General features: G+C 42.4%; 18 protein-coding genes. 7 read left to right on the top strand and 11 right to left on the bottom strand.

The genetic code is table 11. The annotated features are described in order from the left end of the window. The first annotated feature begins 123 nt into the window (after positions 1-123). Positions 124-1,614 (top strand): site-2 protease family protein, encoded by a 1,491-nt coding sequence (locus UYI_RS0106485; protein ID WP_016865864.1) that lies wholly within the window; start codon positions 124-126, stop codon positions 1,612-1,614. Positions 1,615-1,775: 161 nt separating this feature from the next. Here the strand turns inward: UYI_RS0106485 and UYI_RS0106480 are convergent, their stop codons facing one another. Continuing rightward, on the bottom strand, positions 1,776-3,029 hold the full coding sequence (locus UYI_RS0106480; RefSeq protein ID WP_407636585.1) for a glycoside hydrolase family 10 protein: 1,254 nt from the start codon (positions 3,027-3,029) through the stop codon (positions 1,776-1,778). Between the two features lie 750 nt (positions 3,030-3,779). Here UYI_RS0106480 and UYI_RS0106470 point away from each other — a divergent pair. From UYI_RS0106470 to UYI_RS0106455, 4 genes are all read left to right on the top strand, one after another. Beyond that, on the top strand, positions 3,780-4,253 hold the full coding sequence (locus tag UYI_RS0106470) for a hypothetical protein (protein ID WP_016865861.1): 474 nt from the start codon (positions 3,780-3,782) through the stop codon (positions 4,251-4,253). Then, positions 4,250-5,077: a DNA cytosine methyltransferase gene (locus UYI_RS32050; RefSeq protein ID WP_081589201.1), complete on the top strand. Its 828-nt coding sequence runs from the start codon at positions 4,250-4,252 to the stop codon at positions 5,075-5,077. Before UYI_RS0106470 ends, UYI_RS32050 begins: the two co-directional genes overlap by 4 nt. Beyond that, the gene (locus tag UYI_RS0106460; RefSeq protein WP_016865859.1) at positions 5,038-5,301 is read left to right on the top strand and encodes a hypothetical protein; all 264 of its coding nucleotides are present in this window, start codon (positions 5,038-5,040) and stop codon (positions 5,299-5,301) included. Before UYI_RS32050 ends, UYI_RS0106460 begins: the two co-directional genes overlap by 40 nt. A gap of 263 nt (positions 5,302-5,564) precedes the next feature. After that, positions 5,565-7,019 (top strand): hypothetical protein, encoded by a 1,455-nt coding sequence (locus UYI_RS0106455; RefSeq protein ID WP_016865858.1) that lies wholly within the window; start codon positions 5,565-5,567, stop codon positions 7,017-7,019. 284 nt (positions 7,020-7,303) lie between these two features. Here UYI_RS0106455 and UYI_RS0106450 read toward each other — a convergent pair whose 3' ends face one another. Then, entirely contained in the window at positions 7,304-8,959 is a 1,656-nt protein-coding gene (locus tag UYI_RS0106450; RefSeq protein ID WP_016865857.1) for an iron uptake porin, read from the bottom strand. A gap of 183 nt (positions 8,960-9,142) precedes the next feature. Between UYI_RS0106450 and UYI_RS0106445 the strand changes: the two genes are divergently transcribed. Together UYI_RS0106445 and UYI_RS36540 are read left to right on the top strand one after the other, a co-directional pair. Then, on the top strand, positions 9,143-10,645 hold the full coding sequence (locus UYI_RS0106445) for a hypothetical protein (protein WP_016865856.1): 1,503 nt from the start codon (positions 9,143-9,145) through the stop codon (positions 10,643-10,645). 75 nt (positions 10,646-10,720) lie between these two features. Further along, complete coding sequence (locus tag UYI_RS36540) at positions 10,721-10,876, top strand: hypothetical protein (RefSeq protein WP_157226301.1); 156 nt, start codon at positions 10,721-10,723, stop codon at positions 10,874-10,876. A gap of 60 nt (positions 10,877-10,936) precedes the next feature. Here UYI_RS36540 and UYI_RS0106440 read toward each other — a convergent pair whose 3' ends face one another. From UYI_RS0106440 to UYI_RS0106395, 9 genes are all read right to left on the bottom strand, one after another. After that, complete coding sequence (locus UYI_RS0106440) at positions 10,937-11,122, bottom strand: hypothetical protein (protein ID WP_016865855.1); 186 nt, start codon at positions 11,120-11,122, stop codon at positions 10,937-10,939. A 504-nt stretch (positions 11,123-11,626) separates the two neighbouring features. Continuing rightward, the gene (locus UYI_RS0106435; RefSeq protein ID WP_016865854.1) at positions 11,627-12,550 is read right to left on the bottom strand and encodes an NAD(+) kinase; all 924 of its coding nucleotides are present in this window, start codon (positions 12,548-12,550) and stop codon (positions 11,627-11,629) included. Between the two features lie 4 nt (positions 12,551-12,554). Beyond that, positions 12,555-12,860 carry an NADH-quinone oxidoreductase subunit NuoK gene (nuoK, locus tag UYI_RS0106430; RefSeq protein ID WP_016865853.1) on the bottom strand — a complete coding sequence of 102 codons (306 nt, stop codon included), beginning with the start codon at positions 12,858-12,860 and terminating at the stop codon, positions 12,555-12,557. A gap of 70 nt (positions 12,861-12,930) precedes the next feature. Further along, positions 12,931-13,539, bottom strand: coding sequence for an NADH-quinone oxidoreductase subunit J (locus tag UYI_RS0106425; RefSeq protein ID WP_026085780.1), 609 nt, complete (start codon positions 13,537-13,539; stop codon positions 12,931-12,933). A 97-nt stretch (positions 13,540-13,636) separates the two neighbouring features. Beyond that, positions 13,637-14,215 (bottom strand): NAD(P)H-quinone oxidoreductase subunit I, encoded by a 579-nt coding sequence (ndhI, locus tag UYI_RS0106420; protein ID WP_016865851.1) that lies wholly within the window; start codon positions 14,213-14,215, stop codon positions 13,637-13,639. A 99-nt stretch (positions 14,216-14,314) separates the two neighbouring features. Continuing rightward, positions 14,315-15,433, bottom strand: coding sequence for an NADH-quinone oxidoreductase subunit NuoH (gene nuoH, locus UYI_RS0106415; RefSeq protein ID WP_016865850.1), 1,119 nt, complete (start codon positions 15,431-15,433; stop codon positions 14,315-14,317). Between the two features lie 376 nt (positions 15,434-15,809). Next, entirely contained in the window at positions 15,810-16,946 is a 1,137-nt protein-coding gene (locus UYI_RS0106405; protein WP_026085779.1) for a citrate synthase, read from the bottom strand. Positions 16,947-17,058: 112 nt separating this feature from the next. Next, positions 17,059-17,553 (bottom strand): phosphohistidine phosphatase SixA, encoded by a 495-nt coding sequence (sixA, locus tag UYI_RS0106400; protein ID WP_026085778.1) that lies wholly within the window; start codon positions 17,551-17,553, stop codon positions 17,059-17,061. 76 nt (positions 17,554-17,629) lie between these two features. After that, the gene (locus UYI_RS0106395; RefSeq protein WP_016865846.1) at positions 17,630-18,928 is read right to left on the bottom strand and encodes a DHH family phosphoesterase; all 1,299 of its coding nucleotides are present in this window, start codon (positions 18,926-18,928) and stop codon (positions 17,630-17,632) included. Positions 18,929-19,263: the final 335 nt, after the last annotated feature.

Below are 19,263 nucleotides of genomic sequence, written 5' to 3'. Positions count from 1 at the left end.
TTTAGACAAGGGAATTGAAGATGAAAAGCGATCGCAATCCCATTGCATATGTTGATAAATTATTAATGTATGTGAACACCTGACTAAATTCAGGCTTGATTTTGCAAAGCGAAGGGTTTGGAAATGTTTACTGCATCAGAGACTCCTATTATTGCGACAATTTTATTAGTCGCTTTCGGAATCTTGGGTTGGGGCTTTTATCGTGCCAGACCCTATGGCAAGCTGGGAATCTTTGCCTGGTTACAGTCAGTGGTTTTAATGGCTCCCTGGCTAGTATTTTTTGGCTTATTTGCAGCCGGAATTTACATCAATATTGTCGCCATTCTCTTGTTACTGGTAGTTTCTACGGCAATTTACATCTATCTGGGCAGACAGTTAAGGGCAGCTGGACAAGACGTGATTCTCAGACAGCGACCCACACAAAAGCTAGCTGAGCAAGAATCCACTCCGACACCAGAAACAACACCGACGGTGGAACCTGCACAGGTAAAATTGGAGATTCTGCCAATCCCAGAAGCAGATTTGAACGCTATCAAAGGTATTTTCGGTCTGGATACGTTTTTTGCGACAGAAACCATTGCCTATCAAGAAGGAGCCATCTTTAAAGGTAATCTGCGGGGAGAAGCAGAGATGGTTCACAACCGTCTGAGTGCTAAGTTACAGGAAACACTTGGTGATAAATACCGCCTTTATTTAGTTGAAAATACTGATGAAAAACCAGTGGTGATTGTCCTACCCAGCCGCAATGACCCGCGTCCGATGAGCGTATCGCAAAAAGTCTTTGCCATAATTCTGTTGGTATCAACAGTTGCCACAAGTTTAGAAGCTTCGGGCATCCTACAAGGATTTGATTTGTTTGCCAATTTTGCACGCTTATCAGAAACTTTACCTATTGGTTTGGGGATTTTAGTAATTTTACTGGCCCATGAAATCGGGCATTGGTTACTTGCCCGCCGTCACAACATCCGCCTCAGCTGGCCCTACTTGCTACCAGCAGTACAAATCGGCTCTTTTGGAGCAATCACTCGGTTTGAGTCTTTGTTACCCAACCGTAAAGTATTATTTGATATCGCCTTGGCTGGCCCAGCTGCTGGAGGAATTGTATCTGTGTTGATGCTGATTGCTGGATTGCTGCTTTCCCATCCAGGCAGTATGTTTCAATTACCCAATCAGTTTTTCCAAGGTTCAATTTTGGTAGGCAGTTTAGCACGGGTTGTACTGGGTTCGGCTTTGCAGTCACCATTGGTAGATGTGCATCCCTTGGTAGTTATTGGTTGGCTGGGATTGGTAATCACAGCTTTAAACTTGATGCCTGCTGGACAACTTGATGGTGGGCGGATTGTCCAAGCCATCTACGGGCGCAAAACTGCTGGTAGAACGACCTTTGCAACTTTAATTTTGCTGGGATTAGTAGCTTTGGGTAATCCTTTAGCGATGTACTGGGCGATCGTCATTCTGTTTTTACAACGCGACTTAGAACGCCCTAGCTTGAATGAAATCAGCGAACCAGATGATGCACGCGCTGCTTTGGGTTTGTTGGCTTTATTCTTAATGGTTGCAACTCTTTTACCCCTGACTCCCGGTTTAGCTGGGCGATTGGGAATTGGATCATGAATAGTTGGTTGTTGGTTGTTGGTTGTTGGTTGTACCAGACGTGCCATGGCACGTCTGTACAGTGGTTAGTTGGTAGAGACGCGATGTTCCTCGCGTCTGCACAATAGTAGTTAGTAGTTGGTAATTTCCAAACAACCATCAACAACCAACCATCAACTAATTTACGGCTTCCACCCAGCTAGTAGATTTGGGTAGGATGTTCCTGTGGGGAAAAGATTTTTAAAACCTGTTTGACGTTGTTGTGGTGCTTCTTTAGTCATGTTCCACAAACTTTCGTAGAAAAAGAAAGAGACGCCAGCAAAGTTGCGATCGCGTACTTGTTGGACTTGTTGGTTAATCTGTGTCATCGGTACAAATTTGCGTTTTAACCCTGTGATAATACCGATACTGACGGGTATGTGACTTTTAGCAGCTTTGACTTCTGGGTATTCTAATTCGCTCTTAAAAACATTCAGGTCGTCTCGATACACTTGTATAACTAAGTCTTCCACAAGTCCCATTCTTTCCCATTTTTGCCAGTCTGCTAAAAAGAATTCGTAGGAGAAGCGTTGAGGATTAGGTGCTACGGAGACAATACAATTCTTTTTCGCGGCTTTGATCGCTGTAAATACCCGCTTCATGTAGTTAGTAATTTTGTTGGCGCGCCACTGTACCCATTCTGGATCTTTGGAGTTGGCAGGAGGCGCTTTACCACCGTGTTCTTTTTTGTATAGTGCGACAGTATAAGCGTCGTATCCTAACTCTGATGGCAAGCCAAAATGGTCATCAAATTGAATGCCATCAATGTCATAGTTCCTAACTATTTCTACTATTAAATCTTGGATGAATTGTTGCACTTCCGGTCGAAAGGGATTTAGCCACACTCGATCATGAGTACCTTCTTTCCAAATTTTGCTACCATCTCTACGACTAGTTAACCATTGTGGGCGACGTTTTGCTAGTTGGGAATCAGCAGGGGCCATAAAGCCAAATTCAAACCAGGGAATGACTGTTAAGCCTTGTTGATGCCCAACGTTGACCACTTCTTTAAGCATATCTCGCCCTTGTAGACCTGGTTCTGGATCAAGCGATCGCCCAATCACCTTTTGAGCAACTTTGCTAGGATACAGCGTCCAACCCCAATTCCACACGGTCGGATAGACAACGTTAAAATTCAGCTGTTTGAGATTTTGTAATGCACTCTTGAGGCGATCGCGTTCAAACAGCACATTGCTATCAATATTAGTTAACCACACTCCCCGTAACTCTGCTATTTGCGGGCGCGTAGGTATTTGAGCCGATAGGGGAAAAGATAGCATCACTGTAGCAATCATTGACAAAGTAACCACCACAGCAAAAAAAGCTAGGTTGCGATGACTACTTTGACGAACGTTCCACACAAACAACTGCCGACAACATTTAACAAACTTCTTCATCATTGATTGGGTACAAAATTTCACATAGGCTTCAACAAATCATCACCTATGACTGCGTAGTTCTCCAAGAAGTTGCGTAAGTTTGTCATTGGTCATTAGTCAATTGTCATTTGTCAATAGTTAGTAATTAGTGGTTATTCCCCACCTCCCCTAATCCCCACTCCCTTGGGGGAGTGGGGGCCGGTGAGTTCCCCACACTCCCCATACTCCACCCTTACCTTAAGCCCTCCGGGTACTCTACCTTGAAGCTGCCCTCTGGGCGTCTACGGGGGTTCGCATACCATTACCTTAAGCTGCTCCGCGTCTACGTGACGGAAAGCGGAGCCACTGCGGGGGGTTCCAAGAGTTGTAGTACGTGGTGTCCAAGACTGCGACCCCCTCACCGCTACCGCGTCTACACACTCCCCACACCCCTCACCACCCCCCCCCATCCCCCCACCTCCCCTAATCCCCACTCCCTTGGGGGAGCGGGGGCCCCGAGTTCCCCACCTCCCCACCTCTCTATCCCCACTTACGTGCAAAATCAGCCTAAATTTTGTCCAAAAGTTCATCTTTAGCAAAATTACGTAAATTTATGCGTAATTTTGGGGTGATACACCACATTCCTTGTTAAAATTACCATGAGTATAATCATCAGGACAAAACTAAAAAATGTCTTGAAAGTTACTCAGTTATCGCCTTGTTTCTCAGTAGACGGATAGTATTGCTGGTTATTTAGAAAACTATATAAAAATATACTTAGGTCAAATAATGATCAACTTAATTAAGACACAAGATGATAATACAAGCACTACAGCCGCTATTGCGAGGTTGGCAAGGGCGATAACCCTTTCCCAAGGTCAATTTTCCCTACTTTTGGTCTGCTGTAACTCTACCAATAAACAGCAGTTAGTGAGTTTGTTAAATGAATTTTTACCAATAGCGATCGCACAATTATCTCTGCCTGCTTCTGCACAAACCCTTTATACCACTATTACCAATGTCATTGGCTCTAATCATCCCGAAGCATTAATAGTAGATGGTTTAGAGTCCGTAGTCGCAATTAATCAACTCATCATTTCCACAAATTTAATGCGCGATGAGTTTCGTAAACAGTTTCAGTTTCCCTTGGTATTGTGGGTAAACGATGAAATCCTACGAAAACTCCTCTTGTTAGCGCCGGACCTCAAAGACTGGGCGGCTACGACGATTAGAATTGATTTGCCCGACTATGTTTTAGTTTGAATAGCAGGCGATCGCATTTTTGTATTTTGGTAGATGCTGCTGACTACGGTGTACCTCAGCATCGAGAACGTTTGTTTATTGTCGGCTTGAAACAGGGGAAATATTTATTCCCATATCCTACTCACGGTTTTGATTCTCTCGATCAGCGTCCGTATTATTCGGCAGCAAAGGCTATAGAAGGTGCTGATATTTCAGACATAGAACCAGGTTTGGGCGGACGATTTGGTCATTTACTTGAAGATATTCCACCAGGGCTTAACTACAGCTTTTATACAAAAGAAATGGGTTATCCAAATCCCATTTTCAGTTGGAGATCAAAATTCTCTGATTTCCTCTACAAAGCAGATCCAGATATACCAGTACAAACCATCAAAGCTCAGGGTGGTCAATATACTGGTCCCTTTAGTTGGGAAAACCGTAGATTTTCCATATCTGAATTAAAGCGTTTGCAGACTATTCCTGATGACTATGAAATAGTAGGAAATCGACAAGTTGTTATTGAGCAAATTGGAAATTCGGTTCCTCCTCAGTTAGGTAGAATCCTTGCCCTCAGCATTTTAGATCAAGTAATAAATGTTGAATTACCCTTTAACCTTGCTTATTTGCCTGAAAGTAAAAAATTAGGTTTCAGGCAGCGTAAACGAAAGCTGACAGAGGTTTACTTTCAAAAAGCCCAAATAGCGATCGCTAAACTGTCTAAGGAAGGAAAAATAACAGCTTTAGCTGATTCTATTTACGAGGAGAAAGGAGAATCTATCAGATTCTTGTCTCTGGAAAATTTCTCATGGACAAAAAAATCATCTCCTGGGTGTATCAAGATTTAGAAGTTCTGACTTTTGAAGAGTGGATTGAAGAACAGTTTGAACGTGCCTTGACAGAGGAAACCGTTTCGGAGCAAGAACTTGCTGTAGCTTGGATGACAGCGTACACCGAATCATTGGCACAGCAACGTAGAGAAATTGCACCAATTGACGAGCCTTGTTACCAATGGTTGTTAACACTGAAGGAGATATTAACTGAAGATTTACCAGATGCCTCAAACCACTAAACCCTCTGGTTTAGCAGGGCATCTACCAAGAAAGTGAGATCCTAATTACAACTACAAACAATAGTTATACATTAGGAACAAAAGGTAAATCTATTTACGTCCAGTTGTATATCTGTGTTCAAAAACACCAAGAAGCATCCTGATTGATTCAGGAATGAGATGATATATAGATTTATCTTTGGATATTTCTCTGCTTCTGTCGTTAGTTAAAATTCAACTAATGACTGTAGCTAATTATTACTTATTAATTAGGCAATATTCTTATGAAAACCATCTTAAAGAATTATCTTACCACTAAACAAGTAAAAATTTTCACTGCTTTGATATTAACTGGCATTTTGTCTGTTAGTAGCGACTTCGCATTCATAAAAAATGCTAGTGCCGCTCCCAGAAATATTTTGCCAGACACAGCAAATGAAATTTTGGAAGTAAATAATAAAAACAACAGCTTACCTTTACCAGTAGCGAGGGCTGTACTACGAGATGTATCATCACGCAACCAAGGAGTTTTGCCCAGTAAATTGAAAATAGTTGCGTACAATCAACAAACTTGGCGCGATGGTTGTTTGGGATTGCCTAAACCAGATGAATTCTGCACGCAAGCTTTAGTCCCGGGTTGGCGGGTAATTGTGTCTAATGGCAGTCAGAACTGGATTTATCACACTAATAGTAATGGTCGTTCTTTACGTTTAGCCAATTCTGCAACTCCTGTAAATAACCAATCAAAAAATTTACCTACTTCTGTGAGAAATGCTATTTTAGCCGCTGCATCCCAACTTACAGGATTACCCACTTCTCGAGTGCGCATTGTTAATTTTAAGCAAATTACCACAGATGGCTGTTTAGGTTTGCCACGTCCTGGGGAAGCTTGTATTGAGATTGCCCAACAGGCTTGGGAAGTAAACGTACAAGCAGGAAAACAACGTTTAGTTTATCGCGCCAATCGTGATGGTTCTCAAGTCAGACTCAATCAAACTGCAAGTAAAAGCGCTTTACCAAAATCCATCGCTGATGCGATTTTGGCAGATGCAGAAGAAGAGTTAGGATTACCCGCTTCCCGGCTACGGATAGTTGGTGTAGAAAGGCGAGAATGGCCAGATCGCTGTTTGGGTATTAGCGAACCCCTGATTTTATGTGCGCCGAGTATTGTATCTGGTTGGCGAGTAACTGTCAGCGATGGGCAACAGCGTTTAGTTTACCGAGTTGGTGAACCAGATACAATTAAGCTAGATAAACAGGCTAGTAAAATAACTGTTAATAATAGCCTTGAACCTCAGCCAATCCCGACTAGCGAGTTACCACCGCTTTTAGAAAGTGGTGTAGTTTTCCGTCAAATTTCTAGTGGCGGTTTTGTGGGTAGAACCTACGAAACTGTTTTATTGGATGACGGACTTTTGATTCGGACTCGTATGGGTGATGCTAACGATTCTGAACGTAGTGTTCGCCGTGTTTCTTTACAGAAGTTACGGCAGTTTCAGCAATTGCTAGAAGAAAAAGGAGTCAACGAATTTCAGAATCTTAGTTATCCTGCACCTTCTGGTGCAGCTGATTACATCATCTATACTCTTACTAGTAGTGATGGTACTGTTCGATACAACGATATTTCTCAGAATCGTTTGCCTAAGAATTTACAGATTGTAGTCACAGCATGGAATCAGCTTGTTAAGGATGCAAAAGATTTATCAGCTTCCCAGGGGAAATTTAACGCTGAAAGTTAGCTCTAAAGGTAGATTACCTGCTCTATCTAATCGCAGTAAATCAGTATGGAGGTGCTATACGGTATTCCCCTCTATGTCGGCTTCCTGGCAAGGGCTACGGCTGAACAGACCTTGCGAGTAGCACTGCATAATGCGCCGCTTACGGATCGATGTATGTGCCCTGTGGATTTGAAGCGATCGCTGTGTGAAAACATTTATAACTAAGTGTATAAACTAAATTTTAAATAGTGGTGTGCTACTACTTAAAGTTTGCTCATTTTATCTTTTATATTTCTAATTTATACCTAAAAAGTAAAGCTAGTTCGCAGCACACCTATTGTAATTGAGTCACTATCTGGTGTATGGCCAGGTTCCCAGATGTGAATGATTCCTGGTGTGATGCTGATATTATCTGTTACTTGGAAGCGGTAGAAAGCTTCGAGGTGATGGGTTGTTCCTGGCTGGCTTTCTGGACGCCCTAAACCTGTATTTATATAGTCAGGGACATTGTTTCCTAGTGGTAAATCACTACTTGTAATTTTGGGAGGCTGTCCAAAATAAATTCCACCCAAATTACCTTTGGCGAATAAATCAGGGAAATTTAGATACACCATGTAATTTGTAGTTTCTACATTTCCTGATTTGCCTGGAATATAAGAATTTGTATAACCAAGCCAACCACCTAAAGTCACCTGGGGTGAAATTTGCCAATTAACAGAAGTACCAACAGCATTAGTTTGTAATGGTTCTGATTGAAGAGTGTTGGAATTAACTGCTGTTAAGCAATCATCACCCAAATAAGTAAGCAAACATCCATCCGAAGAGTAATTCTTCACGTAATACAAACTGACATCAAAACTATCAGATGGTGTCAGTAATAATTGCACACTAGTGGTGGTGTTACCATCAAATAAACCACTGCGTTTGCCAGGATTTGCTGCTGTATTACTGGTATAAAGAGCTTGTAGACTAGCACGTTTAGCAAATTGCCAATCAACAGCAATACCACCTCCATTGAACCCGATATCTAAAATTGGGTTCCTTTGGGCAAAATATGACAGTGGCCCTGTTGATCCACTTTCCACTCGGTTGGGGCCACGGAAAGCATTGGGCATATTTATACCCTGAGGCCCTACCATAATCGCTAAATTATCAGTAATAAGCCAGCGGAAGTTCAAGTCATATATACTTAATTTGCTATCAGTGGAGTATTCGTAGCCAAGATAAACGTCATTGCTTAACCTGGGTGCTGTCGAACCACCACCTGCTATGAGACTTGTCAATAGATAACTATTAGGACTAAATTGACTAGTTAAATACAATTGATTGTAGTAGATAACATTGATATTTGTACCAGGATCATCTGTATCTTTTTTCCGATCTCTAGGATTAAGATCAGCACGGTTGTCAGTGCGTCCTTGAATACCAACTATAGTAAAACCACTTAGTTTGGTTGTTGTGGAAAATTGATTAGAGGTTATTTCAGCAGTATGGGCTTCTAAATTATTGACTCGACCTTGTACAGCAGTTAACTCTGTAGCAAATTCTACTTGTAATTTTTCTAAAGTAATTAAATCTTCGCCAGTGATTAAATCACTCGTCACTGTGGCGATAAATTCATTCACCCGATCCAAGCAAGCATTCAACCCAGCGGCAAATTCGTAGCGACTGAGGGGACGATCACCACGATAAGTTCCATCGGGATTACCTGCAATGCAACCATATCGTTCTACTAAAGATTGCAATGCACCAAATGCCCAATCTGTGGGTTGGACATCCCACAGTTGAGATACTGATGTCACTTGTGCCATCGGATCTTCAAGGGAAGCAGGAGAACTAGAAGAAAAACTCTCTATTGCTTCTCCCGTCTTGTCTGTGGGAATAGCGATCGCTTGTGTCGGTAATCCGTTGACTACCGCTACTAATAAGTACGCAATTACCCTACTTGGACTTTCGTTCAACTTTTTACACTTCGCTCACACACTCTCAACGATAGAGCTTATTCAAAATAGCTTTTTAACGTCATTCGTAAATTTACTTATTTGTACAAATTTACACTTTTATTTCTAGGCAATTTCTTAAGAACGCGAGTATAAAATAAAAAACTAATCAAAAATCTCGCTATTATTACTGAAAATAAAAGTATGGTTAACCGCCCACCCAACCCAGCACCAAAACCATCTGCTACCAACACAACTAAAAAACGAATTGTTAAAAAAGTTAAGAAAATCGTCAAAACATCCCAACTTCCCGCAGAAAATTCTCAACAAGGTGGGCGTCAGGTTCTGCGTCGAAAAGTCAAGACTAGGAAAACTTCCTCGGGATTAGCCTCAAAATTAGCGATCGCCATCCTACTAGGCAGTGCTTGCTTAGTCGCGGCTTTTGCCTGGGTTAGTATCGAATTGATGATCAATCCTGATAAAGTCACTTGGTTAAATAAATTTTTGCCTGCATGGGTAAAATCTCTTAGCCACGACGAAAATCCCCAAACCCTGCCACAAATTCAATCTGCCCTCGAAGAACAAGGTACTATTGCCGGAGATATCCTTCCCTTAGAAAGCGGTGAAACAGAAACTTTTTTACTCCCGGTTTTCAAACAAGCTCATAATTGTCAATCAGATTGCCGAGAAATTGTGGAACTGAGAGTTTATCAACGTTCACAAAACTTAGAACTAAAATCAAAAGCTGAAAAATACTACACTTTAGCAACTCAACTATCCATCACTGGACTAGAAGAATCATTTGTCGTTTCTCCCTCTGTTGATGCTACATCTGAAAACCAAGATTCCAGTGTTGTTTTACCAGTCAGTGAAATAGGGCGTTTTGAAGGTGAGACATTATCTCCAGGTATTTGGTTTTATGCACAGGGTAAGCACCAGCAAGGGTCACAGGCAACTACTTATGGTTACATTTTTCACTACAACCCCCAACGCACCAACCTGCAACTGATGTTGTCTTGGACAAGTCCTTCTGGACAACTCCCAAAATGGCAGCAGGTAACTGGTGGTGGTGCAAAAGAATTAGTTGTATATCAAACAGTAGGTTTGGAACCCCAACTACAAATCTATCAAGTTAAACCATCCAACTTTGTCCTCAACCCCATTCAATTAGAAAAAATTTCCCTGCAAACACCCGCCCTCAACGATGCTGCTTACCAAGATGCCCTCTTGATCGCCAAGAGTGGATTATGGACACCAGCTTGGGAATGGTTGCAATTCATACAAAAACAGCGTCGGGACAAAATGCCAGCAGCAGCACAGGCGCAAATTGATATGATTCGCCTGCACTCTCAGCTGACCAAAATCCAAGCAGATAGAACTTGGGCCAGTCCTAGTCAACAAGTACTGACAGATTTAATAGACGGTCGCTGGGGAAAAGCTTTACAAGTATTTGAAGCATCACCACAAAATGCCCGAGAAATCGCTACTTTGCTTAAGGCAGACAAAGGCAGATTATGGAATCGCGTCGAAACAGCATTACAGGTCAATCCTAAACGGCCAGAAGTGCAAGCATGGGGAGCTTTAATAATAGCAGTTCAGCAAGGACAAGAACGTGCTAACACTTTCCTACAAAGACAAACCCAAATTACTAAAGAATCACTAGCCTACATTCAAACTCTGGTAGCACAGGTGATCAGTGAACAGTAAACAGTTATCAGTTATCAGTTATCAGTCACTAATAGCTAGCTTTTGACTGTAAGTAACTGGTAACTGAATTGTTTATTGGGTAGACTATATAATTACCAGGAAAATTCTCAATATTTTTTAGTAGCGATCGCTATACTGGCAATTCCTAAGTCAATTTACTTTACTGCTAGAGAATGCCAATTGCTAAAAATTTGGACACGGGCTGATGATAATTGTTACCGAGAGCCATAATTTGACACTGACATCTCTAACAGCACTTGTCACAGACAAGTTTTGTTTTTGAGATACTGCCTATTCTTCTTTATCAATGGCAGCCAATTTTTGCATCTTCAAATGTTGCAACTGCTGTAGCAGACAGTCTACCTCTGCCTGCAAGTGCATAAATTTGACTTGCTGATCTACTTGATTAAAACACTTCTCTAGCTTTGTTGCCCAAGCAGCATGGGATTCACGTTCAGAAATACTAGATGTAGACATTGCTTACAAAATCACCCGTAACTTAACTCACACCATTAGAGATATTATAATAGGCAAGTTTAAAGAATTGTTAAAAAATTATATAATTTTTCCTTGCCCTTGTAATTCACTTTGAAATGTGTACTTAATGACAGCAAAAAAATCACTTTGTTCCTTGGGGATTGGAGTAATAGAAAGAGGGAGACAAGGGAGTGGGGATTAGGGGCAATGGGGAGGTGTGGGGAGTGTGAGGAGAATAAATATTATATTCATGCACACCCTCACACGCCCTCTACCTACCACTACTGCTAAGTGCTGCACTGTTTCCACCTGCCGTGTTTTGAGTGATGCACTTGCCGTTATATGTATCACACTTTTAGTGAAATGATATTACCTATCACCAACAAGACTAATCATATCGTAAGTAATTAGCCAGACTTGATATCAGTACAAGTAGGCTCTAACTTAGATTGAAGTTAGAGCCTGCTTTACTTTTTATTGATTTAAATAGTCAAAATTAACACATCAATTAGTGTGGTTAGTGCTGTTGTAACGAACCCTTGTCCCTGCCCACAATAATTTTTCTCGCAGTGTTTGGTAATATGAGTTGTTTTCCCGTAGAATAATAAATTTGGCCCGACACTCAGCCATGCGTACGTCAACGCGATGTCCGGGCCAAATCGAAGTAGCTAATACTCCATCCATCCACAGCTTTGTACTCAAATCGTAATCACCCAACGGCCAAATGCTGACTACAGAACCAGGGGGTAAAACGATGGGGCGATTAGAAAGGCTCATCGGACAAATGGGAGTAATACTAATAGCTTCCATGCCATCATGGACAATGGGTCCTGTGGCAGAAACGGTGTACCCAGTAGAACCTGTAGGGGTGGCAACTATTAATCCATCGCCAACGTACTGATCGACCACTTCGCCGTCAATTTCCATCTCTAGAATAGAGGTAATCATGCGATCGGCAGAAGCAGGTTTGACACACATTTCATTCAAAGCCAAGTAGCGTTCGCTCACAGGCTCTAAGTTGCTACCATGACCTTCATACACCGCTGCTTGTACCATCATGCGCCGTTGGATAGCATAACGATCCTCCAACAGCCTCTCCCAAACTTTTTCCGTATCTTGAAATTCTTCCACAGACTCAGTTAAAAACCCCAAGTGACCACCCACATTTACTCCTAAAATGGGTACGCCAGCTGGGGCTAGGTGTCTAGCACCGGTTAAAACAGTACCATCACCACCAAGTATCAATGCCAGGTCGATTGGTTGTCCAGCTGAGGCCAAAAATACTGGGTAAGGATTATCCTTAGGCCCACTTGGCCCCACTAATACCTGGCATTGATGATTTTCGAGTTGCTTTGCACAAATTTCTGCCCAACGCTTACTTTGGGCATCTCTTGCTTTATAAGCAATAATTACCTTTTTAAGGTTCACAACTTTACCATTTGAGGAGATTAAACTGCTCCATATCGACAGTGTCACGGTTGCGATAGATTGCCAGTACGATCGCTAAACCTACCGCTGCTTCTGCTGCCGCTACAGTGATGACAAATACAGTAAAAACCTGACCCTTAATTGTTGTTGAGTCTAGGAAGTTAGAAAAAGCCATCAAGTTTAAATTCACAGCATTCAGCAGCAATTCAATTGACATTAACACTCGCACAGCATTGCGACTGGTAATCAAACCATAGATGCCAATACAAAACAAAGCTGCTGCTAGTAACAAAAAGTACTGGAGTTGCATAATTCTTCGTAACTTCTACTACTGTTTTAAGTTGTTAGTTGCTAGTTGTTAACTGTTCACTGTTAACTGTTCACTGTTCCTTGTCGCTGCCAGCGGATACCAACTCTCTGGGGCGTTCTGGCAATGTCAAAACTGTTTGTGGCAAATCAGATGGGACAATTTGTTCTGGCAGATATTCGCGACGTGCCAAAATAATTGCGCCTACCATTGCCATCAATAACAGAATAGAAGCAACTTCAAACGGTAGTAAAAAGTCACTAAAGAAGTGCTGACCAATAACAACTATGGGGTTGCCTACAGGAGTAGCAGTAGAATACGACCAAGGTGTCGCTAACACCATCGCACTCAACAGCGCAAATAGTCCCAGACTCACCACAGCCGTTAGGACTTTACGCACCCAAGCTGTGGGAAAGGGAACAAAATTCTGCCGCTTATTCACCAACATAATGGCAAATAAAATTAGCACGTTCACCGCGCCAACATAAATTAACAATTGTGCTGCTGCTACAAAATCAGCATTTAGCAATAAGTACAACCCAGCTATACTGACAAACACACCGCCTAGCATAAAGGCTGAATAGACAACGTTAGAGAACAGTACTACACCCAGCGCTGCCCCTATCATCATTACAGCTAGTATGCCAAACGAAACAACCTGTACTCCTTCCGCTAGATTCACAATTTGTCGTCCTTTGATGTCTGAATAATCGGTAAATCATTGTTGGTAAATGGTAAATGGTAATTGGTAATTGCCATTACCCATTACCCATTACCCATTACCCTTTTTCTACAAGTTCTTCAGGGCGGGAACCTGCACGAGGTGCATCAGCTGGTAGATCGTGGGGATCCATAACTCCCTTGGGCAGGTAAACTAATTCACGTAGTGGAGTGACCATTGGGTCATTTGTGACCTTGTAGGGAAGACGACCCATTGCTACGTTATCGTAGTTTAATTCGTGGCGATCGTAGGTGGAAAGTTCGTACTCTTCTGTCATGGAGAGACAGTTTGTTGGACAATATTCCACACAGTTACCACAAAAGATACAAACACCAAAGTCAATACTGTAGTGCTTGAGCTTTTTCTTTTTGCTGGTTTTGTCAAACTCCCAATCTACTACAGGTAAGTTAATAGGACAAACCCGCACACAAACCTCGCAGGAAATACACTTATCAAACTCAAAGTGAATCCTACCGCGAAACCTTTCGCTGGGAACTAATTTTTCGTAAGGATATTGTACGGTGACTGGACGTCGCTGCATGTGGTCAAAGGTAACAGCAAGTCCCTGACCAATATAACGTCCGGCTTGTACTGCTTCTTTGGCGTAATCACCAACTTGTTTGAGGAACTTTAGCATAATTGTGTTTCTCTCTCCTTAGGGATGACAGGTGATTGGTAATTGGTAATAGGTAATTGGTGATAGTTTCTTAACCCATTACCTATTACCCATTACCCATTACCCGCCGAAGGCGACGGGAAAAGCTAGTTTCAGAGCAGCGGTTAATAGTAAATTTACTAAACCGACTGGTAATAAAAACTTCCATCCCAAGTCTAGTAGTTGGTCAATGCGAACACGGGGTACAGTCCAACGTAATAGGATGGCCAGAAAGACTAGGAAGTAGGCTTTAAGTAGGGTCATAGTGATGCCCAATGAAGCGGTGACAACTTGCAACACCGGATTGGCTTCACTAACTCCAAACCAACTAGCTAACGTGCTAATGGGAATGGGAAAATCCCAACCACCCAGGTATAAAACTGATACCAGGAGTGCTGAGAGTACGAGATTGACGTAGGAACTTAGGTAGAACAGAGCAAATTTCATCCCAGAGTACTCTGTTTGATAACCTGCTACTAGTTCTTCTTCTGCTTCCGGTAAGTCAAAAGGCAGACGTTCGCATTCAGCGAGGGCTGCTATCCAAAAGATGATGAAGCCGACTGGCTGTCGCCAAATGTTCCATCCTAAGATACCGTAGCCAGATTGTTGGTTAACAATATCAACGGTGCTGAGGCTGTTGGACATCATCGCGATCGCTAGTACCGCCAACGCCAAAGGGATTTCGTAGCTAATTGATTGTGCTGCGGCGCGCAGTCCACCCAAAAGAGAGTATTTGTTATTGGATGCATAACCAGCCATCAACAAACCAATTGGCTGAACGCTGGACAAAGCAATCCACAAAAAGACCCCCATCCCGACATCAGTAATAAGTATATTCTGTCCAAATGGCACAATCAGATAGGACAGGAATACAGGCAAAACAACAATGATGGGGCCAAGGGTAAATAGTACTCTGTCAGATTTGGCTGGCACTATATCTTCTTTGAAGACAAGCTTCAGACCATCCGCTACAGGGGCCAGCAAACCCAAAGGGCCAATGTATTCAGGGCCAATCCGCTGCTGTGCTGCTGCTGAAATCTTCCGCTCAAGCCAAACGCAGGTCAATACGCCCACTGTCGCAGCAATAATCATTAAAATCATTGGCAGTGGCATCCAAATTGCTTTGGCTAAGTCTCCTGGCACTCCCAAATCCGTGAGTGATTGAATAAAAGTTCCTTGCAGATCAATTCCTGAATTCATGTTTGTTGCTCTTCAAGTCACCAATTCATGGTCGTTTACAACTATCTACACTTGTTAATAACTGTAAATTTACCCATCAATAATCATTGCCTATACCAGGCAAAAATTTAAGATTTTTTGCAATCTCCATGCCTAGTATATCGTTGGATGGGTTTTACCACGATCAGCCAGATGTAGAGTTTCTACTTATGGTAAGAATTGAGGACATCGGGGAAAGGGAAAAGGGGAACTCACCGGCCCCCACTCCCCCAAGGGAGTGGGGATTAGAGGCAACGGGGGAAGGGGAAAGGTAAAAAGGAAAATCTTGATACAAAATTATTCTCCCTTGTCCTCCTTGTCTCCCAATCCCCTATCCCCTATCCCTTACCTCCTATCGCTAGCGCTGATCAATGGCTGTGTAAGGAATATCGTGCCGACCGTTATAAACCTGGGTAGGGCGGAATATGCGGTTTTCGGCGAGTTGTTCTTTCCAGTGTGCTAACCAACCTGCAACGCGAGCGATCGCAAATATTGGTGTGAACAAGTCTGTAGGAATTCCCAACTTTCTATACACTAAACCGGAATAAAAGTCAACGTTAGGATAAATTCCTTTATGACCCAATTTTTCCTCCACCACCCGTTCCATTTCTTGGGCAATGTCATAGAATTTATCGTTACCAAATTTCGCAAACAGCTGTTCTGCTAAGTTTTGCAAAATCGTAGCCCGTGGATCTTTAACTTTGTACACACGATGTCCAAAACCCATAATTTTGGCTTTTTGTTGTAGCCTATCCTCTATATAAGGACGCACATTCTCCACAGAGCCTATTTCCTCTAGCATTTGAATTACTTCTTCATTAGCACCGCCATGTAACGGGCCTCCTAAGGTTCCCACAGCACTAGCCACTACTGCATAGGGGTCTGTCAGAGTAGAAGCTGTTACCCTCGCGCTAAAGGTAGAAGCATTCATTGTATGCTCTGCGTGTAATATCAAGCAAACATCAAAAATTCGCGCTGCTAGTGGATCTGGTGCTTTTTCGTTGAGCATATACAAAAAGTTAGCAGCGTAGTCCAACTCATCATTAGGACGTACTGGGTCGTTTCCTTTTCGCATCAACTGAAACGCTGCTATCATTGTGGGAATAGTTGCTAGCAAGCGAACTACTGCATCCCGGATGTAAACCGGATTATCCAAATCACGACGTGAATAAAACAAACCTAAAGCAGCAGCTGAGGCTTGTAGGGCATCCATAGGGTGACCGCTTTCTGGAAAGGATTTCATCATGTCGCGAATGCGGTATTTGATCCGCCGATGATGGCGAACTTCATCCTCAAATGCTGCTAGTTCTTCTGCGGTTGGTAACTCACCCCAGATCAAAAGATAAGCAGTTTCCAGAAATGTACTTTTTTCTGCTAGTTCCTCAATCCGGATGCCACGATATTCAAGTAATCCCTTTTGCCCATCAACAAAGCTAATACTTGATTGGGCAGCAGGAATGCCTTCCAAACCAGGCCTATATTCGCACACCATCATGGCAACACCATCTGATTTTTAAAGATTTGTCCAGGCTAACTTACCAGAAATTCTTGTTGCCATAACAGTAATTCCGATCGCACAAATTCTTTACGGAACTGTGGAAAAACTGTTAGAGCAAGTATTTGGGTGGTGTCAACCAAAACATCTGACCGCGACCCAAAGGAGAGCCTGTTTCTGGTACTTTTATCCCGATCATACCCGCTTTTTTCAGCACCAAATGCTCCTTAGCTTCCCCCCAGACGAGAATTTCTGCCCAACGGCTCAAACAGGGTTCATGTCCAACCAAAGCCAGTTTAGTCTCTGGTGCAAAATTCTTTGGTTCTAACCAGTTTACAACCCAATTGTAAATATTACCATCGGGAGCTAGATGAGTACATTCTTCTATTTGCGAACTCAGTCCAGCCGCCATAAGGATATCTGCTGTTTGTCTAGCTCTCACTAAGGGACTAGTAGCTACAAAATCAAAGTGCAAACCCAACTTTTTCAAACGCTGGGCGACTTTTTCTGTTTTTTGCCGCCCCTGTTTTGTCAGGCGTCTTTCTTCGTCTTTGATGTCGTCGGTTGCTACTTCCGCAATGCCATGACGAATAAAATAAAGTTCCACAATTTTGTTGTTTGTTGTTTGTTGTTGGTTGTTTGTTGTGTGTTCCAAACAACTACCAACCATCAACTACCAACATTTACTCTGGTTGAATCGGGTTATCTTTGGGGTTAACTAATCTCAGCAGCTTTTGCTTGATTTGAGTATCGAAAACTTCCCACTTCATTTTCGCATAAGCGGAATTTTCGTTACTGCCTGATAAGAAACCCATCGGAATTTCAAAGCCACCTGCGCTGGTGCGTCCACCACCAAAAAATCGACCGCTGCTATCTTGTCCAAAGGCTTCTTTAATAAACTCATCAGGGTCTAGAGTAAGTTTAGTGGTTCTCAAGGAGCCTACAACTACTTCTAATTCTTCGTCTTCATCATGAACAATCCCGTAAACTACGGCAGTGTGGACGTTTTCTTCAGTGACGAGAAAATCTGCTGCTTGAGGTATGGCGTCTCTGTCGTCGTAGCGCAAATAACCGACTCCGGCAATGGAAAAGTTATTTTGGACGATACGGTTTTTGAGCGATCGCTCAATCACATCCATCACCCGTTTAGAACGGTTAGCTTGCAATACGGCGCTAAGTAGCTGGGCGTCGTAAAATTTGCTCAGATAACCTGCTGCCATAAAATCTTCTTCTTTGGCTTGCATCAGCAGATTAGTATCTGAACGCAAACCATGCATCAGAGCAGTAGCGCATTTGACGTGCTGGTTGATACTGTTATCTAAAGGCAGCAACCCCGCCTGTAAGTACTGAGTAAAAATTGTTGCTGTGGCTCTCACGGCAGGACGAATATCAATAAATTCTGATTTGAGGTCTCCTTGTAAATTGTGATGGTCAATTACTGCCATCAGGGGAATTCCTGCCTGTTGCACTACTGGCACTAATCCAGAAGTGGTTCCTTGGTTATCAATTAAGGTATAACCTTGGTAAGAAGACAAATCCTTGCTTTTCAACGCTGGTACTGAACAGCGGATGGCTGGTAAACCAGTTAACTTGACTAAGGCAATATTTTCTTGGTGGCTGAGAGTGCCAGCATAGACAATCTCACATTTAATATCGTATTGCTGAGCAATCAACTGGTAAGCCCAAGCAGAAGAAAGAGCATCTGGATCGGGAAAGTCTTGTAAAATTACCAACTGACGCTCATGACGGTGGGCAAGCATTACTTGACGCAATTCTTCCGATTTCTGTAGTGTCACAGAATTGGCGCGCTGGCCTAGAGAATTGACTCCTTCAGTAGATGCTAGTGTTCCGTTAGACTGTCTGATGAGTGGAACATCTAAAGACTCTTTGTCTATTTCTACTTCATCCGAATTCGGTTCTGGAGTCGGGTCTGTCGTCAATGGCAATCTCTCAAACTGAGTAAGGGAAGAATGAAACTGCATAGGAAATAGTTTACTTTGTGTGGCGTGAGATAAGTTCAACAATAAAAACTACAATCAGAAAATCATTGGTTTAGCCACACTATGTCGATCTTCGCAAAAATCAATGAACTTGAGAATGTATATATGGGTCTATTTTTTCTACACTTTTTTGGCTGATAACCGAAGGATGCTTAATTGATAAATTTGTTGTATCTACAGTCTTTCTGAGAAATAAAAAATTTTTAACTACTTGCGGTCATACCAAAATGTGTTATGATGGCAAGGTTGGTCAAAAACGGCAACAAATCTTTACAAAGTCCTATGTCAGCTTGTAAAGGGCGATATAGCCAACAACA

It is taken from the genome of Fischerella muscicola PCC 7414 (assembly GCF_000317205.1).
GTDB lineage: Bacteria > Cyanobacteriota > Cyanobacteriia > Cyanobacteriales > Nostocaceae > Fischerella > Fischerella muscicola.
Note: the sequence above shows the minus strand (reverse complement) of the source record. Positions and strands in the feature narration are given on the sequence as shown.

Bases quoted from the DNA above. Each gene is read 5' to 3' on its own strand.
- ndhI (WP_016865851.1), bottom strand. From the start codon at position 14,215: ATGCTAAAGTTCCTCAAACAAGTTGGTGATTACGCCAAAGAAGCAGTA.
- nuoH (WP_016865850.1), bottom strand. From the start codon at position 15,433: ATGAATTCAGGAATTGATCTGCAAGGAACTTTTATTCAATCACTCACG.
- UYI_RS0106455 (WP_016865858.1), top strand. From the start codon at position 5,565: ATGAAAACCATCTTAAAGAATTATCTTACCACTAAACAAGTAAAAATT.
- UYI_RS0106480 (WP_407636585.1), bottom strand. From the start codon at position 3,029: ATGAAGAAGTTTGTTAAATGTTGTCGGCAGTTGTTTGTGTGGAACGTT.
- UYI_RS0106470 (WP_016865861.1), top strand. From the start codon at position 3,780: ATGATCAACTTAATTAAGACACAAGATGATAATACAAGCACTACAGCC.
- UYI_RS0106445 (WP_016865856.1), top strand. From the start codon at position 9,143: ATGGTTAACCGCCCACCCAACCCAGCACCAAAACCATCTGCTACCAAC.
- UYI_RS0106395 (WP_016865846.1), bottom strand. From the start codon at position 18,928: ATGCAGTTTCATTCTTCCCTTACTCAGTTTGAGAGATTGCCATTGACG.
- UYI_RS0106485 (WP_016865864.1), top strand. From the start codon at position 124: ATGTTTACTGCATCAGAGACTCCTATTATTGCGACAATTTTATTAGTC.
- nuoK (WP_016865853.1), bottom strand. From the start codon at position 12,860: ATGCAACTCCAGTACTTTTTGTTACTAGCAGCAGCTTTGTTTTGTATT.
- UYI_RS0106460 (WP_016865859.1), top strand. From the start codon at position 5,038: ATGGACAAAAAAATCATCTCCTGGGTGTATCAAGATTTAGAAGTTCTG.
- UYI_RS0106405 (WP_026085779.1), bottom strand. From the start codon at position 16,946: ATGATGGTGTGCGAATATAGGCCTGGTTTGGAAGGCATTCCTGCTGCC.
- UYI_RS0106440 (WP_016865855.1), bottom strand. From the start codon at position 11,122: ATGTCTACATCTAGTATTTCTGAACGTGAATCCCATGCTGCTTGGGCA.